This is a genomic window from Alcaligenes sp. LTN-3 (genome assembly GCF_059735605.1).
This window is the reverse complement of sequence record NZ_JCAPDN010000002.1, coordinates 157,822-173,829: the sequence shown is the minus strand read 5'-3', so window position 1 is coordinate 173,829 and position 16,008 is coordinate 157,822. Positions and strand designations below refer to the sequence as shown.

Sequence of the window (16,008 nt, the reverse complement as noted above, 5' to 3'; positions counted from 1 at the left end):
CCCCTGCATCCTGTGGTATTGAATTTCTGTTCAGTTCTATTCGTTTTCCAAGCCAGCCCTGATCGGGCTTTTTTTGCTTGTTGATGCTGCCCACGCATTCCGGCATGAGCAGCTTTCCTGTGGCTCGCTATCCAAGCGGCACCGCTTACACCGCTCTGGATTCTTCCTCTAGGGAACGGCGGGTTTTCATATTGAAGCGGCCTTCATAAATAGCCGGTTGGCGGGTCGTTGGCCCCATGTACTGCACGTACAGAATCTCGCCATCTTCCAAAGTGGTCAGTGCATGCTCAAAGTGCGGATCGGGGTGAAACACCATCGTGCCTTCGCCATACACCACACCATTGATCTCGAACTTGCCGGCCAGGATGTACCAGATCTGGGCAAAGTAATGGCTGTGCAAAGGGTGGCCAGACCCCTTCAAGTACTTCACCACCCCGGCGTTGGGAACGGTGGGGTCGTCCTTGGTGGGGTGAAACATCATCTTGGTGAACTGCCCTTCGTAGCGCAGATTGTCCCAATCCAGATCGTCCCGATGTTTGACCGTCATTTCCCGGTGAGCCGCTGTCAAAGGGCCACCTATCCCTCCCGGATTAAGAATCGGAGCCAAGGTAATTGGATCTATTTCACTCATCACGTCCTCCTTAAAAAACCAAATTAACAAAACGGGATCCCATTTTGGATAAAACGGATTCTATCAGGGTGATAGGGATGGAATATTCGTATTTACCCGATACGTTTGTTCCGGACATAAAAAAACCCCACCTGCCAAAGGCAGATGGGGTTTTGACGAACTGGGCTAGTGCTTAGCGATCCAACTGTGACACGTCGCGCACGGCACCACGGTCAGCCGACGTCGCCAAAGCGGCATAGGCTTTCAGGGCTTGGGACACAACGCGCTCGCGGTTCACGGGCTTCCAGGCCTTGGAACCACGCGATTGCATTTCCGCACGGCGCGCCGCCAATTCTTCATCGCTGATCGCCAAGTGGATACGACGGTTGGGGATGTCGATCTCGATGGTGTCGCCATCTTGTACCAAGGCGATGTTGCCACCTTCAGCCGCTTCGGGCGAAGCGTGACCGATCACCAAACCAGACGAGCCGCCGGAGAAGCGACCATCAGTAAACAAGGCCGAGCTTTTGCCCAGGCCCATGGATTTCAGGTAGGAGGTGGGGTACAGCATCTCTTGCATACCCGGGCCACCTTTGGGGCCTTCGTAACGAATGATGACCACATCGCCCGCCTTGACCACGCCGTCCAGAATGGCGGCGACAGAATCGTCCTGGCTTTCGTAAACGCGAGCGGTGCCGGTGAAGGTCAGAATGCTTTCGTCCACGCCAGCGGTTTTAACGATACAACCGTTGATGGCCAAGTTGCCGTACAGCACAGCCAAACCACCGTCTTGTGAGTAAGCATTCGCCTTGTCACGGATACAGCCTTTGGCGCGGTCGCTATCCAGATCCTGGTAATAACGATCCTGGCTGAACGCCACTTGAGTAGGAATACCGCCGGGGGCCGCGCGATAAAAGTCGCTAATCGCTTTAACGTTGTCACCCTTGATGTCCCAACGCTTGATCGCTTCACGCAAGGTGCCACTGTGTACGTTGCCTACATCCAGGTTCAACAAGTTGGCACGGCCCAGCTCGGCCAAAATCGCCATGATGCCGCCCGCGCGGTGCACATCTTCCATGTGGAATTCGGGGGTAGCGGGGGCCACTTTGCACAGGCAAGGCACGCGGCGCGAAATCTTGTCGATATCGGCCATCGTAAATTCCACACCGGCTTCCTGGGCTGCCGCCAGCAAGTGCAGCACGGTGTTGGTGGAACCGCCCATGGCCACATCCAGGGTCATGGCGTTTTCAAAAGCCTGGAAGGTGGCGATATTACGTGGCAGAACGGAGTCGTCGTCTTGCTCGTAGTAGCGTTTGGCCAGATCCACGATCAGGCTGCCAGCACGCTCGAACAAACCTTGGCGACGCGCGTGGGTGGCAACAATAGTGCCGTTGCCGGGCAGGGACAGGCCCAGCGCCTCGGTCAGGCAGTTCATGGAGTTGGCAGTAAACATGCCCGAACAGGAACCACAGGTAGGGCAAGCGCTACGCTCAACCGCTTCAGCCTGCTCATCGGTCACGTTAGGGTCAGCGGCTTGAATCATGGCATCCACCAGATCCAGCTTCTGCACCACGGTTTTGCCGTCTGGCGAATAGACCTTGCCCGCTTCCATCGGCCCACCCGATACAAACACCACAGGAATATTCAGGCGCATGGCGGCCATCAACATACCGGGGGTGATTTTGTCGCAGTTGGAGATACACACCATGGCATCCGCACAGTGGGCATTGACCATGTATTCCACCGAGTCGGCGATCAGTTCGCGCGAAGGCAGGGAGTACAGCATGCCGCCGTGGCCCATCGCGATTCCGTCGTCTACCGCAATGGTGTTGAACTCTTTCGCCACACCGCCGACCGCTTCAATTTGACGGGCAACCAGTTGGCCCATGTCTTTCAGGTGTACGTGACCCGGTACGAATTGCGTAAAGGAGTTCACCACCGCAATGATCGGTTTGGAGAAATCCTCGTCTTTCATACCGGTGGCGCGCCACAGGGCACGCGCGCCGGCCATATTACGACCGTGGGTCGAGGTACGGGAGCGATATTGGGGCATGACTACTCTCTGAACAGGAAAATTATGTAAAGATACCTATCATAAACGTCCCAAGGCGCTTTGTGCGCGTCAAGATCGGGCAGGCGTCTTACCGTCGGGCGGCTACCGATCTGGCACCCCGAATCCTTTGCAGCAAAACCCCTTAGTTCACAGGAGATATCTTATGCCGCAGGCCGTGCCTGACCTTTCCAACCTGCTCAGACAGGACATCCGCTTTCTGGGCAAGGCCCTGGGAGAGGTGATTCGTGATAGCGAGGGAAAGGCGACCTTCACGCTGATTGAAGCCCTGCGCCGGGCTGCTGTCAGTTTCAGACGTGAACACGATCCGCAACAAGCACGGATTCTGGAAAAAGACATTCCCAAGCTGAACGATGCGCAGGCCCGCTCCGTGGCCCGTGCCTTTGCCTACTTTTTGCACCTGTCCAATATTGCCGAGGACCGCGACCAGAACCGTCGCCGCGAAGAGCAGGACCCCGAGCAATTGCTGGGCAGCCTGCAACACGCTATTCAGACCTTGATGGATCAGGGCCTGAGCGCCAAGAAAATTCGCCGCTATTTGCAAGAAGCGTGTGTGATGCCGGTGCTGACGGCCCACCCCACCGAGGTCCAGCGCCAAAGTACGCTGGCCGTGCATATGGCCATTGCCGATGAGCTAAACGGTCTGGATCACAAGGCCAGCGCCACACAATCGGCCCGCACCCAGGAAAAGCTGACCGGTCTGGTGTCCCTGCTGTGGCAAACCCGCATGCTGCGCGATCACAAGCTGACCGTGATGGACGAGATCGACAATGCGTTGGCCTATTACGGGTCCACTTTTCTGCCTACGATTCCCCAGCTCTACCACGACCTGGACCGCTTGCTGGAGCCCGGCAAGAAAAGCCTGCTGGATCAGAAAACCCGCGCTTTGCCCGCCTTTTTGCGCATGGGCAGCTGGATTGGCGGTGACCGCGACGGCAACCCCAATGTAGGCCCTGAAACGGTTGAGCAAGCCGTGCTGCGTCAATCGACACGCGCGCTGCAACACTATCTGGAGCAGATTCGTTTGCTGGGTACGGAAATCTCCGTATCGGACGCATTGAACCGCGTCAGCAAAGACCTGGCGGCCTTGTCCGCCAGCAGCCAGGACCCCTCGCCACACCGCGTAGACGAGCCTTATCGCCGCAGCTTTATTCATCTATACGCCCGTATGGCAGCCACGGCGCAAACCTTGCTGGGCCGTGATCTGGCCGATCGCCCCACTTACACCGCCCCGCCCTACACCAGCCCACAAGAGTTCAAGGCTGATCTGCAAATCATTGCCGATTCCCTGGCAGAGAACAAAGGTGGTGCCATTGCGGGCCTGCGCTTGAATGAATTGATTCAAGCCGTAGAGGTTTTTGGCTTCCACCTGGCTACCTTGGATCTGCGCCAAAGCTCGGACGTACACGAGCGCGTGCTGGACGAGTTGTTCCGTGTGGCGGGCACACTGTACAAAGACGAACCCGTCAATTACCGCCAGTTGTCCGAAGAAGACCGCATCACATTGCTGCGCTCGGAGTTGCGTCACCATCGCCCCCTGGTTTCACCCTGGTATCGCTACTCGGAAGAAACCGAGAAAGAGCTGTCTATTCTGCGCAAAGCCGCCGACTGCCGTCGCCGCTTTGGTGCGCGTGCGCTGGAGCAAACCATTGTGTCGCACACCGAAACACTTAGCGACTTGCTGGAAGTGCTGGTGCTGCAACAGGAAACCGGCCTGATCGTGCCCAACTCCAACGAGCCGGAGCACCAAGGTCTGATGGTCGTGCCCTTGTTCGAGACCATCCCTGACTTGGAGCGTGGCCCGCAAATCATGCAGGAATGGCTGGACATGCCTGAAATCCGCCAGCGTGTGCGTCACGCCCAAAACAGCGTACAGGAAGTAATGCTGGGCTACTCGGACAGTAACAAGGACGGTGGCTATCTGACCTCCAACTGGACGCTGTACCGTGCTGAACGTGAATTTGCACAGGTGTTCTCGCGCCGTAAAGTACGTCTGCGTCTGTTCCATGGCCGTGGCGGCTCGGTAGGCCGAGGCGGTGGCTCCAGTTTCGACGCCATTCTGGCGCAACCTCCCGGCACCGTGAACGGACAGATTCGTCTGACCGAGCAAGGCGAGATGATTCAAGGCCGCTACAAAGATGCGGACGTGGGTCGCTGGCATCTGGAGCTATTTGTCGCCGCCATGCTGGAAGCCAGCCTGGGTTCACGCAAAGGCTCGCCCAATGACGACGAACACCTGGCAGCCTACGGTGAGGCCATGGCCTGGATGTCCGAGCAGGCACACCAAAGTTATCGCCAGTTGGTCTACGGGACGCCAAACTTTGACCAGTACTTCTTCCAGTCCACCCCTATCAAGGAAATTGCCGGCCTGAATATCGGATCGCGTCCCTCGTCACGCAAGGCGACACAAAGCATTGAAGACCTGCGTGCCATCCCCTGGAGTTTTTCCTGGGCGCAATGTCGTCTGCCTATTCCAGGCTGGTACGGCATGGGCACGGCCTTGAACCGCTATCTGGAATCAGGGCTGCCCAACGACGGGCTGAACCGCAAAAAACGCTTGGCCCAACTGCAAACCATGGCGCGTGACTGGGCTTTCTTCCGTACCCTGCTGTCCAATATGGAACAGGTACTGGCCAAGACCGATCTGGATATCGGCCTGAAATACGCCGGCCTGGTCGAAGACGAGGAACTACGCGAAGGTATCTTCACGCAAATCCGGAACGAATTCGAGCTGACACACCGACTGTTCCGTGAAATTACCGGCCACGAGCTGCTGGCACACGATCAGGCCTTGCAAGATGCCCTGGCCGAACGCTTTGCCTACATTGACCCGCTGAACCACTTGCAGGTGGAGCTGCTGCGCCGCCATCGCCGTCAAGGTGACAAAGCCAGCAAACCGACTCGCAGCGGTGTCAACAAGCAGCACGTCATTCACCTGACAATCAACGGTATTGCAGCTGGCCTGCGTAACTCGGGCTAACGCAAAACCATAAAAAGCTTGTCCGTTAATTACTTTTATACATAAGCTAATTTCCAAAAGAAGTTAGGAGAGTACAATAAGCCATTACTACGCTTTTTGAAAAAGGCGTGATCCCCACCGGGGTCACGCCATCTAGCTTATGGCACTCGCAATTATTCTAGGAATTCTGACTGGCCTGTCGCTGGGTCTGACAGGCGCGGGGGGCGGCATTTTGGCCGTGCCCGCTCTGGTGCTGGGCATGGGTTACACCATGACGGCGGCCACGCCTGTGGCCTTGCTGGCGGTGGGTGCAGCCGCCCTGGTGGGCGCACTGGATGGTTTATACAAACATATCGTGCGCTATCGGGCCGCCCTATTTATGGCCGTCACGGGCGCTTTGGTGACGTCCTTGGGGGTACGCATCAGCCATGCCTTGCCGGAAAAAGTACTGGTGACCTTGTTTGTCGTCATCATGCTGTGGATTGCCACCAAGATGCTGCGCCGTCCTACGGACACAGTACCTACCCATACCCCCTGTTGCCTGAATCCAGAAACCGGCCGCCTGCGCTGGACACCAGTGGGCACAGCCACCCTGGCCTCCATCGGAGCGGTAGCGGGTTTATTTTCAGGCATGTTGGGCGTGGGCGGCGGCTTTCTGATCGTGCCTGCCTTAAAGCGTTTCAGCGACCTGTCCATGCACAGCATTGTGGCCACATCACTGATGCTGATCGCCTTGATTTCCTTAAGTGCCTCGGCCATGAGCCTGGTACACGGGGCGGTGATTCCCGTGAGCGGCTGGGTATTTGTGACCGCAGCGATGGTTGGAATGGTAATAGGCCGAAAACTGGCCCCTCATATCCCTCCCCTACGTTTGCAACAAGGCTTCAGCATTCTGACCGTTGTTGTGGCCCTGTCCATGCTGGCACGCACTTATCTGTTTTAAGCCGAAATGCGGCACGCACAATCCCGCTCCAACAACATCGGATACCTCGTTGAGCCAAGCACAGCACTTGGCTCAAAACTGAACACGCTTTATTCGCAGATACTGCCACCACCGTCCTGCGGGTTCAGGCGGTAATCGCTGAAAGAGCCACCTTCACGCGGGCGCACCGCCACAATGCGCTGAACAATATGGTCCGGATCAGCCCGGAAACCATGCTCATACGCCACGATATCCAGCTCTGCACACCAACGCAGCAACTCACCTGCTTGCAATAGAAAATCCGGGTTACGCGGCGTGTTGTACTGCTCGTTGCCCACCCCAAAGGTTTCGTAAACCAGCACCCCGCCCGGCTCCAGGCTTTCCAGCAAGGTAGGCATCAAGGGACGCCACAAATACTTGGTCACCACCAGGGCATTGAACTTGCGCCCGGCAAAAGGCCAGGGACCGTTTTCAATATCAGCCTGGATGATTTCCCCATAAGGTGATGTCGCTGCCACGGCTTCCGGATCCCGATCCACGCCAATCACGGTATTGCCGCGCTCGGCCAACCAGCGGGCATTGCGCCCCCGGCCACAGGCCACATCCAGGACCGTGCCCGGATTCGGAATCAAATGGGCCCAAGCCTGTAACCAGGCGCTGGCCTGTCCCCTGTCGTTCATCCCCACCCCTTTGCTAAACAGACAAAACGCTCATGGTAACGCAGCAGTGGGCAAGCTCAAGCACGCCACTGGCCTAGGCTACAATTGGCCCCGGTTCCACGCTATTTTTTGAGGGTGTATGAAAGTTCTGCTGCAAAAACCCATATTGCTGATGGCCGTTCTGTGTCTGCCTTTATGGTTTATCTACGGCAACTTCATCCTGGCCGCTGCCACCAGCATCCTGATCGGGATGCTGGTGGGCATGATCCGCACCCTGCATCAAGTGACTGAGGCCAAAAAAGCCAGCGCCAAGAGCGCCACCCCGGCTTCTTCCGAGACACCTAACGACGAGCCCAACTGACGCCATGAACGTACTGTCTGCCCCTGCCTTGCCACACGGTTTACCTCCCCTGTCAGACGAGCTGAAAGAACATGTCGCGCAGGTCAACCATTACTTGCTGGATCGCATTGAGGATGAAGGCGGTTTCTTGCCTTTCGATCAATGGATGCACCATGCTCTGTACGCCCCGCATCTGGGCTACTACAGCGGCGGCAGCACCAAGTTTGGCAGCACCCTTCCTACCGGTGACTTTACGACGGCACCTGAACTCTCTCCCCTGTTCGCCCAAACCTTGAGCCGCCAGGTGATGGAAGTGCTGGAAGGCAGCCAAACGCTGAACATTCTGGAATTTGGCGCGGGCAGTGGCGCTTTGGCCCAAGCGCTGATTACCGAGCTGCGCCAGCAAGGTATCGAGCCGCAATACTCGATTCTGGAAGTATCGCCTGACCTGCGTGTGCGTCAGCAAGAGCGTCTGGCGCCCCTGCAAGCGCAAGTGCAATGGCTGGACAGCACACCACACAGCTTCAAGGGCTGCGTGGTGGCCAATGAGGTTCTGGATGCCATGCCAACCAGCCTGTTCACTTTTGATGTGGAAGGCAAGGTGCTGGAAGTGGGTGTTATTGCGGCGGACGACAGCACAGCCCACGGCCTACCGGCGCCTTTTTATCTGGCCACTCGCCCAGCACCCGAGCATCTGGCCACGCTGGTGGCCGAGCGTGTTCAAGCCCAGCCTTTTTACCTGTCGGAAATCAATCTGCAGGCCGAAGCCTGGGTGCGCAGCATAGGCTCTTGGCTGAAACGAGGTGCAGCAATTTTGATTGACTACGGTTTTCCGCAGCGCGAGTACTATCACCCGCAGCGTGACAAAGGCACCTTGATGTGCCACTTCCGCCATTTTGCCCATGCCGAACCGCTGGTTCTGGCTGGCTTGCAGGATATCACCGCCCACGTGGATTTCACGGCCATGGCAGATGCCGCGTTGGAAGCCGGATTGGATGTGCTGGGCTACACCAGTCAGGCACGCTTTCTGATGAACTGTGGCATTACCAATTTCCTGGCCTCGCCCCCAGAAGACCCATCACCCGCCGTCCAGCAGCAATGGGCGCAAACCATGAGTGCCGCCAACAAGCTGCTGTCCGAAGCAGAAATGGGGGAACTGTTCAAGGTAATGATCATTGGGCGTGATGTTTCTGCCCCTATGCTGGGCACGATGAGCGGAGACCGACGCGAACGTCTGTAAGCACATTGCCTGTTTCGGGCGACGGCCACGCTACAAAGGGAATTGTGCCGATCACCCTTCACCTTGCCTGGAAGGCAAGACAGCAAGCTGAATGGCCTATCCACTTCATAATCTAAAGCGGGAACCCGCACACGGCCTCAAACGAAGGAGCAAAAGATAAGCGGCCAATAGGCCGCTTATCTACTTTTGAGCTATCGGTAGCACACAAAACTAAACCGACTGCTCCAGGGCAGCCAATCTAGCCGCACGCACCGCTTCCCGAATTCTGCCGGGTTCAGCCTTGAACTGCGCGGCAACGGCACCGGCATCCACACTGGCCATGACTGCCCGCAATTGATCCCACTCACGCTCTGGAACCGCCCTCAGACAGGCCGCCGCACTGATCAACTGCATGAAACGCTCAGGCTTGCGCAAGGCATCCAGCGACTCCATGACTTGCAAGGCAGACTCCACGTCGGCACGAGGCTGCAGCAAAGCAGGGCTGGCCAACAGCACAGGCAATAAGCGAGCCTGATCCCGCCATTCCGAAGGAGCGCGAATCTGCTCCGCCACCTGCGCAGGTGCTTCCGAGAGATGGCACAGAACAGCAAAGCAGCTTGCCAGATCCAAGCGTCTGTCTTTGGCGATCTGTACTTGCTGACCTACCTGATCGTTGTAATTCAAGCTAGGCATGACACGCTCCAGCGCGCCCACTTCCCGTAGCACGTCGAACATGCGAGCGGGCTGCTTGGCAGACAAGCCTTTGCTTACTTCCAGATAGATGCGCTCGGGCACCAGTTCGTCCACTTCACCCTGCTCGACCAGTTCACGCGCCAGGGCCCAGGTCTCGTTGGCCACAGTGAACTCGGTAAAGCGGGCCGCAAACCGCGCCAGCCGCAGCAAGCGCACCGGGTCTTCGCTAAACGCCACGCCCACATGACGGAACAGCCGAGCCTGCAAATCCGCCAGACCATTCAAGGGGTCGTGCAAATTCCCTGCCGCATCCACGGCCATCGCATTAATAGTCAGATCACGGCGGCGTAAATCATCCGCCAAGCTCACGTCTGTACCGGTGTAAAAGGTAAAGCCCTTGTAGCCACGGCCAGACTTGCGCTCGGTGCGGGCCAGCGCAAACTCTTCTTTGCTATGAGGATTCAGAAAGACCGGGAAGTCACCGCCCACAGGCACAAAACCTCGGGCAGCCAATGCTTCGGGCCTGGCTCCCACAACAACCCAGTCCTTGTCGCCCGCAGGCAAACCCAGCAAGGCATCGCGCACCGCGCCACCCACCACATAGACCTGCAAACCTTCCAAAACAGGATCTGGCGGCCCCATCAGGGCCGCCAAGGCTGTTTGCTGTCTGTCATCAAGCATGGACGAATTCATCAAGGCGAAATCGTACCCAAACGCCCTTTCAGGGACTGCGGCCGACCACTGAACATCATGGAGTAGTAAGTCGCGTTAGAGAGCACATTCTTTACATACAAGCGTGTTTCGGTAAAAGGGATGGTTTCGGCAAAAATGGCCCCTTCAACCGATCCATTCAAACGCGAGCGCCACTGCCGGGGGCGACCTGGACCGGCGTTATAACCTGCCGACGCCAGCACCTGGGAGCCATCCAACTGTCCCAGCACGATGTTCAGGTAGTTGGTACCCAGCACCGTATTGACCTCGAATTCGTTCACACGAGACGGCGAGAAATCGTGCATATCAATCTTTTTGGCGACCCATTTGGCCGTTGCAGGCATCAGTTGCATCAAGCCCGACGCTCCGACACCCGAACGCGCATCGGTAATAAAGCGCGACTCCTGGCGGATCAGGCCATAGACCCAGGCTGGATCCAGATTGATGGACTGGGCCTGCTCGGTCACACGACCTTCAAAAGGAGCGATAAAACGCTGGCTGAAATCAATCTCGTTCTTGGTCAACAAGGAGGTATTCACCACCCGGTCGTAAATATGCTGCTCACGGGCGAACTCGGCGGCGGCCCGCAACTGCCGGTCGTTCATGCCGCGCAAGGCAAAGTTCCACTCCGGTACGGCCTCTGGACGCCAGCCCAGCTTGAACAGTTCCACCGCGCGCAGCAAGCCCGCATTGGTACGCGCATCCTGCATATCCAAAGGCGTCAAAGGCTGTGGCTGAGGAGGCAAGGACGGGGTCAGACCCAATTCTTCTGTTGCCAACTGACCATAAAAGTTCAAATCGCCCACAATGGACTGGAACTTGGCACGAGCCTGATCTGTGTGACCCAATGCCTGATGCGCACGCCCCGACCAATACACCCAGACTGGTTCAGCCTTTTGCGCATCGTTCATCTTGTCGATAGCGGCAGAGACATGCTTCCAGTCAATGGTGGCCTGGCGCAATTCGGCGCGCACTTGCCAAGCATTGTTGTAATCCGTCATGGGGGTACGGCCAGAACGTCGATACCATTTAGCCGCGTCATCTTCTACCCGCAGGGCACTGATCAGACCGAACTGGCCCCAGACCCAGTTCAAGTTTTCCTGAGGGATTTTGCCAGCCCAGGTACGGTCAATATACGCCGCTGCGACATCACGCTGACCACGGCCCAGACGGGACAAGGCCAAGGACACCAGCTCCGGATTGACCGAGCTGTTGTTTGCGTTGCGATCCAGCCACTTCTGCGGCGAGGCCATCAAAGCGGTGTAATCCTTCATTTGCGACGCCGTGAAGATAATCGCAGCCAGACGACGCGCCTGGGCTGTACGGTTACTTTCCAAGGCATCACGCATCAGGTCGCGGACTTGATTCTTGCTGACCACTTTACGGTCATACAACTGATCCAGTGCCGACCAGCAAGCCTGGCTGGGTGAGAAAGACGCCAACAAGTCCTGCACATCCACAGCTTGCCCTGCCGCATTCTGCGCCGAAGCCACTGCACATTTCACGGCCGAAGAGGGGGCGTAAACCGGAGCCAGCTCACGCACCAGCGCATAGTTGCCGCTACGCGCGGCCGCCACAATCCAGTCGGACTTCAAACGGTTTTCCAGGTATTCGTCTTGATTGCTGCTCAGGAACAAACGAACTTGCTCATCGGGCACGGGGGTGGTCGTATCTTGCAAAATCCGTCGCAAGCGCCAGTATTGTGCATAAGAGCCCAGGACAGGGTCATTGGCCGCAATCGGAGCCAAGGCATCCAGCGTCGACCAGCGCTTGGCCTGCATGGCATCACGAGCGTCAATCAAAGCCTGACGAGCAGTTGGCGGCACAGGCGGGACGCGGTCCCAGCGACGTACGGCCTCTTTGGCTGGCTGCAAAACAAGGGCTTGCTTGGCGACGACGGGATCCGGGGAATGAGTCTGGGCTTGAGGAGATTGAGACCCCGCACAGCCGACCAAACCCAGTGCAAACACCATCAAGGCGCTCAAGGACGGACGAGGCAGCGCGGGCACCATGCCCCAAGCTGGTGTTTTCTGGTACTTTAGCTGGTTGATACCCATAGTGACGGCCTTTAGAAAATCACCCATGATTCAGAACGTAGAGCATAACGCAGCCGCGCTGCGCACGCGACTAAAAGACCTGCGTGCAGGACAGCCTGCCATCGACACCAACCGGGGCGCTTTGCTGATCCGGGGCCGTCTGTTCACCTGGCTGGCCACCAATCGCAGCCGCCTGCGTGAACAAGGCCGTACCGAACCGACCACCATTGCCGCTTTCTGGCCTATGGCCGAAGAACCGGACCTGCGCCCCTTGCTGCTTCAATGGGTGGAAGAAGAAGGCATCAATGTCTGTCTGCCTGTAGTTAAAGAAGCCGATGCCCCATTGAGCTTTGTCGAATGGACACCCGAGACCAACATGGAGAAGGGACGCTACGGCATCGAAATCCCGATTTCCAACAAGACCCTGCAACCGGACATTGTCCTGGTCCCCACCCTGGGCTATACCCGCCAGGGCGATCGCCTGGGCTACGGCAAAGGATACTACGACCGGACTTTGGCGGCGCTGAAAGAGCAGAACCACACGTTTACCAGCATTGGGATTGCCTGGGCCGTGGGCGACTTGTCGGGCCAGTCCTACCAGCCCGCCCCGCACGACCAACGCCTGGACAGTATTCTGACCGATAAAGGCTGGGCAGTGCCCGCGCCGGAACTGTAAATCTTCTTTCCTGGCAACCCAGCGTTGGGGCACCATGCTGTTCCTTCTGAGCGGCTCTGGCCCGCAGATACCGGACAATCGGCATGCGCTGGCCTTCGAATAAACGATCAGTTCTATCACGTCCCAGTAAAAAACCCGCCAATACCTTGGCGGGTTTTTGCTGAACACCAGCGGTGACTAACGCCAGGTCAGATTTGGCAAGATAGCCATGCTCGCGTCTGCCCCATTCAGGGTGTACATGTGAATACCCGGCGCCCCGCCATCGAGCAGGTCCTGGCACAAGCGTGCCACCACATCGATCCCAAAAGCACGAATCGACGCGCGATCATCACCAAAGTCAGCCAGACGCAAACGAATCCAGCGCGGTACTTCTGCACCGCACATGGTCGAGAAACGCAGCAACTGGGACGAATTGGTAATGGGCATGATGCCCGGAGTGATCGGAATCGTAACGCCTTGGGCCTGGGCCCGTTCAACAAAGCTGAAGTAGGAGTCCGGGTTAAAGAAATACTGCGTGATCGCCCCGTGCGCCCCCGCATTGACCTTGTTCACAAAGTGAGCCAGATCATCCCCAAAACCTGTGGCCTGGGGGTGCATTTCAGGGTAAGCGGCCACTTCGATATGGAAGTGCTCGCCGTAGTTTTCACGAATGAAGGCCACCAGATCGCTGGCGTAGCGCAGCTCGCCTGCATCCCCCCCCATCCCCGAGGGCAAATCACCACGCAGGGCCACGATACGTCGTATGCCCTGGTCGCGGTAATTGTCCAGCATCTCGCTAAGCTGTGCGGGTGCCGTACCAATGCATGACAGGTGCGGCGCCACATCAAAACCCAGTTTTTGCAGCAATGCCACCGCATCGACTGTGCCAGCCCGCGTGGAGCCACCGGCTCCAAACGTCATGCTGACATAGGCGGGGTTCAAGCCCATTAAGGTCTTGGCGGTACGCACCAGTTTTTCCTGCGCCGCGATGTCTCGCGGCGGGAAAAACTCCAGGCTCAAGGTTTGCTTGTTACTCATTTAATTAATAGTCCCGACAGCAGCCCGGAGACCAGACTGTAGACGATAGCCCCAATCACGGCCCACCAGAATCCCTCAACCTGGAAACCTTTGAGGATAGAGCCGGCAAACCAGAACACTAAAGCATTGAGCACCAACAGGAACAAACCCAAAGTCACAATGGTGATGGGCAAGGTCAGCACAATCAACAAGGGTTTGACCAGGGTATTGAGCAAGCCCAGTACCAGCGCAGCTATCAGGGCCGAGCCAAACGACGCCACGACAATGCCGGGCAGAATGTAGGCAACAACCAGCAAGGCAACAGCATTCAGGATCCAGACGAGTAGCAAAGTCATAATAGGGCTCCAAGAAGTGGCGTCCGAAGACGCCAGTGCGTTTTAGTAGCGGTAGTGCTCGGCCTTGAATGGTCCTTGCACAGGCACGTTGATGTAATCCGCCTGCGCCTGGGACAAGGTCGACAAATTCACACCCAATTTCTTCAAGTGCAAACGAGCGACTTTTTCGTCCAGGTGCTTGGGCAGTACATATACTTTACCCGTTTCATAGTGATCACCACGAGTGAACAGTTCAATTTGTGCAATAGTCTGGTTCGTGAACGAAGCCGACATCACAAACGAAGGGTGGCCAGTGGCGCAGCCCAGGTTCACCAGACGACCTTGAGCCAGCAAGATGATGCGCTTGCCGTCAGGGAAAATAACGTGATCAACCTGAGGTTTGATCTCTTCCCACTCCAGATCCTCAATGGAGGCCACGTCGATTTCGTTATCGAAGTGACCGATGTTGCACACGATCGCCTGGTCTTTCATACGCTCCATGTGCGAGCGGTCAATCACGTGGTAGTTGCCGGTAGCGGTCACGAAGATATCGGCTTTGTCAGCGGCTTCTTCCATGGTCACCACGCGGTAGCCTTCCATCGAGGCTTGCAGGGCGCAGATAGGGTCAATTTCAGTCACCCAAACCTGGGCACGCAAGGCAGCCAGTGCCTGGGCACAACCTTTACCCACGTCGCCAAAACCGCACACCACGGCGATCTTGCCAGCGACCATCACGTCGGTCGCGCGCTTGATACCATCGACCAGGGACTCGCGGCAGCCATACAGGTTATCGAACTTGGACTTGGTCACCGAATCGTTGACGTTGATGGCAGGGAAAGCCAGCTCACCTTTATTGGCCATCTGGTACAGACGGTGCACGCCGGTGGTGGTCTCTTCGGTCACGCCCTTGATTTGGGCCAGACGGGTGGAGTACCAGGTTTTGTCATTTTGCAAACGGGCGCGGATGGAGGCGAACATGACGCGCTCTTCTTCGCTGCCGGGTTTGTCCAGAACGGACAGATCTTTTTCAGCACGGGCACCCAGGTGCAGCAACAAGGTTGCGTCGCCACCGTCGTCCAGAATCATGTTGGCCTGCTCACCGGGCCAGTCAAAAATGTCGTGAGCGTACTGCCAGTACTCTTCCAGGGTTTCGCCCTTGACGGCGAACACAGGCACGCCAGAGGCAGCAATAGCCGCAGCAGCGTGGTCTTGAGTGGAGAAGATGTTGCACGATGCCCAGCGCACTTCAGCGCCCAGGGCCGTCAGGGTTTCAATCAGAACCCCGGTTTGAATCGTCATGTGCAAACTGCCGGCAATGCGCGCGCCCTTCAAGGGCTGGGAGGCAGCAAATTCCTCGCGAGTGGCCATCAGGCCAGGCATTTCGGTCTCGGCAATGGTCAGCTCGCGGCGGCCCCATTCAGCCAAGGAAATATCGGCAATTTTGTAATCGGTAAAAGTCACAGTCGGGCTCCGTTATACGGCACGCAGACTGCACGGAGAGCAAATGAATTCTCACCAGCAGCCCGCCATGCAGGTCGTGGTGAGCGTCGTTCTCCAAGGTGGATACCACCTATCCATGCCCCGAGCCTGGCAAGACGAGTGTCTTGTCGCAACGCCCCTCGAGGATGGCAAATTAATGTGGGTGATTGTACCCGTTTGGATCGTCTTGGGAAGACGGCTCCCGGGGTAAAAATCATAATTTCTTCTTGCGAGACGGGCCGGGGCCTGCCTCTTTCAGCGTTGCGGGCAGCCCGGTTTTCCGGCCCCGACAACGCTGTATC

The 16,008-nt window shown here is 57.3% G+C and carries 13 protein-coding genes and 1 riboswitch; of the genes, 5 read left to right on the top strand and 8 right to left on the bottom strand.

Going from position 1 to position 16,008, the window contains the following annotated elements; all coding sequences use genetic code 11:
- Window positions 1-145: 145 nt before the first annotated feature.
- Together AC6I6N_RS09025 and ilvD are read right to left on the bottom strand one after the other, a co-directional pair.
- The gene (locus AC6I6N_RS09025; protein WP_094195485.1) at window positions 146-631 is read right to left on the bottom strand and encodes a cupin domain-containing protein; all 486 of its coding nucleotides are present in this window, start codon (window positions 629-631) and stop codon (window positions 146-148) included.
- A 172-nt stretch (window positions 632-803) separates the two neighbouring features.
- A complete protein-coding gene (gene ilvD / locus AC6I6N_RS09020; RefSeq protein ID WP_094195484.1) occupies window positions 804-2,663 on the bottom strand; it encodes a dihydroxy-acid dehydratase in 1,860 nt (619 codons plus the stop codon).
- Between the two features lie 163 nt (window positions 2,664-2,826).
- Between ilvD and ppc the strand changes: the two genes are divergently transcribed.
- Window positions 2,827-5,661 (top strand): phosphoenolpyruvate carboxylase, encoded by a 2,835-nt coding sequence (ppc, locus tag AC6I6N_RS09015; protein WP_497943434.1) that lies wholly within the window; start codon window positions 2,827-2,829, stop codon window positions 5,659-5,661.
- Between the two features lie 139 nt (window positions 5,662-5,800).
- The gene (locus tag AC6I6N_RS09010; RefSeq protein ID WP_321267568.1) at window positions 5,801-6,583 is read left to right on the top strand and encodes a sulfite exporter TauE/SafE family protein; all 783 of its coding nucleotides are present in this window, start codon (window positions 5,801-5,803) and stop codon (window positions 6,581-6,583) included.
- 89 nt (window positions 6,584-6,672) lie between these two features.
- Here AC6I6N_RS09010 and AC6I6N_RS09005 read toward each other — a convergent pair whose 3' ends face one another.
- Window positions 6,673-7,242, bottom strand: coding sequence for a class I SAM-dependent methyltransferase (locus AC6I6N_RS09005; protein WP_230018928.1), 570 nt, complete (start codon window positions 7,240-7,242; stop codon window positions 6,673-6,675).
- 118 nt (window positions 7,243-7,360) lie between these two features.
- Here AC6I6N_RS09005 and AC6I6N_RS09000 point away from each other — a divergent pair, with 118 nt between their 5' ends.
- Together AC6I6N_RS09000 and AC6I6N_RS08995 are read left to right on the top strand one after the other, a co-directional pair.
- A complete protein-coding gene (locus AC6I6N_RS09000; protein ID WP_121737825.1) occupies window positions 7,361-7,582 on the top strand; it encodes a hypothetical protein in 222 nt (73 codons plus the stop codon).
- Between the two features lie 4 nt (window positions 7,583-7,586).
- Complete coding sequence (locus tag AC6I6N_RS08995; protein WP_346549227.1) at window positions 7,587-8,801, top strand: class I SAM-dependent methyltransferase; 1,215 nt, start codon at window positions 7,587-7,589, stop codon at window positions 8,799-8,801.
- Window positions 8,802-9,011: 210 nt separating this feature from the next.
- Here AC6I6N_RS08995 and AC6I6N_RS08990 read toward each other — a convergent pair whose 3' ends face one another.
- Together AC6I6N_RS08990 and AC6I6N_RS08985 are read right to left on the bottom strand one after the other, a co-directional pair.
- A complete protein-coding gene (locus AC6I6N_RS08990; RefSeq protein ID WP_238988592.1) occupies window positions 9,012-10,154 on the bottom strand; it encodes a tRNA nucleotidyltransferase/poly(A) polymerase-related protein in 1,143 nt (380 codons plus the stop codon).
- Between the two features lie 11 nt (window positions 10,155-10,165).
- The gene (locus tag AC6I6N_RS08985; RefSeq protein WP_230018922.1) at window positions 10,166-12,268 is read right to left on the bottom strand and encodes a lytic transglycosylase domain-containing protein; all 2,103 of its coding nucleotides are present in this window, start codon (window positions 12,266-12,268) and stop codon (window positions 10,166-10,168) included.
- On the opposite strand from AC6I6N_RS08985, the gene AC6I6N_RS08980 reads away from it, so the two are divergent.
- On the top strand, window positions 12,267-12,896 hold the full coding sequence (locus AC6I6N_RS08980; RefSeq protein ID WP_094195478.1) for a 5-formyltetrahydrofolate cyclo-ligase: 630 nt from the start codon (window positions 12,267-12,269) through the stop codon (window positions 12,894-12,896). The genes AC6I6N_RS08985 and AC6I6N_RS08980 overlap by 2 nt on opposite strands.
- A gap of 177 nt (window positions 12,897-13,073) precedes the next feature.
- Here the strand turns inward: AC6I6N_RS08980 and metF are convergent, their stop codons facing one another.
- The 3 genes from metF to ahcY are packed head-to-tail and all read right to left on the bottom strand — an operon-like array spanning window position 13,074 to window position 15,688.
- Window positions 13,074-13,913, bottom strand: a complete 840-nt coding sequence (gene metF / locus AC6I6N_RS08975; protein WP_108728208.1) for a methylenetetrahydrofolate reductase [NAD(P)H] — start codon at window positions 13,911-13,913, stop codon at window positions 13,074-13,076.
- Window positions 13,910-14,248, bottom strand: coding sequence for a phage holin family protein (locus AC6I6N_RS08970; RefSeq protein ID WP_094195476.1), 339 nt, complete (start codon window positions 14,246-14,248; stop codon window positions 13,910-13,912). The genes metF and AC6I6N_RS08970 overlap by 4 nt, the downstream gene beginning before the upstream one ends.
- 42 nt (window positions 14,249-14,290) lie before the next feature.
- On the bottom strand, window positions 14,291-15,688 hold the full coding sequence (gene ahcY, locus AC6I6N_RS08965) for an adenosylhomocysteinase (protein WP_094195475.1): 1,398 nt from the start codon (window positions 15,686-15,688) through the stop codon (window positions 14,291-14,293).
- Between the two features lie 74 nt (window positions 15,689-15,762).
- Window positions 15,763-15,854, bottom strand: a riboswitch (S-adenosyl-L-homocysteine riboswitch).
- Window positions 15,855-16,008 lie beyond the last annotated feature (154 nt).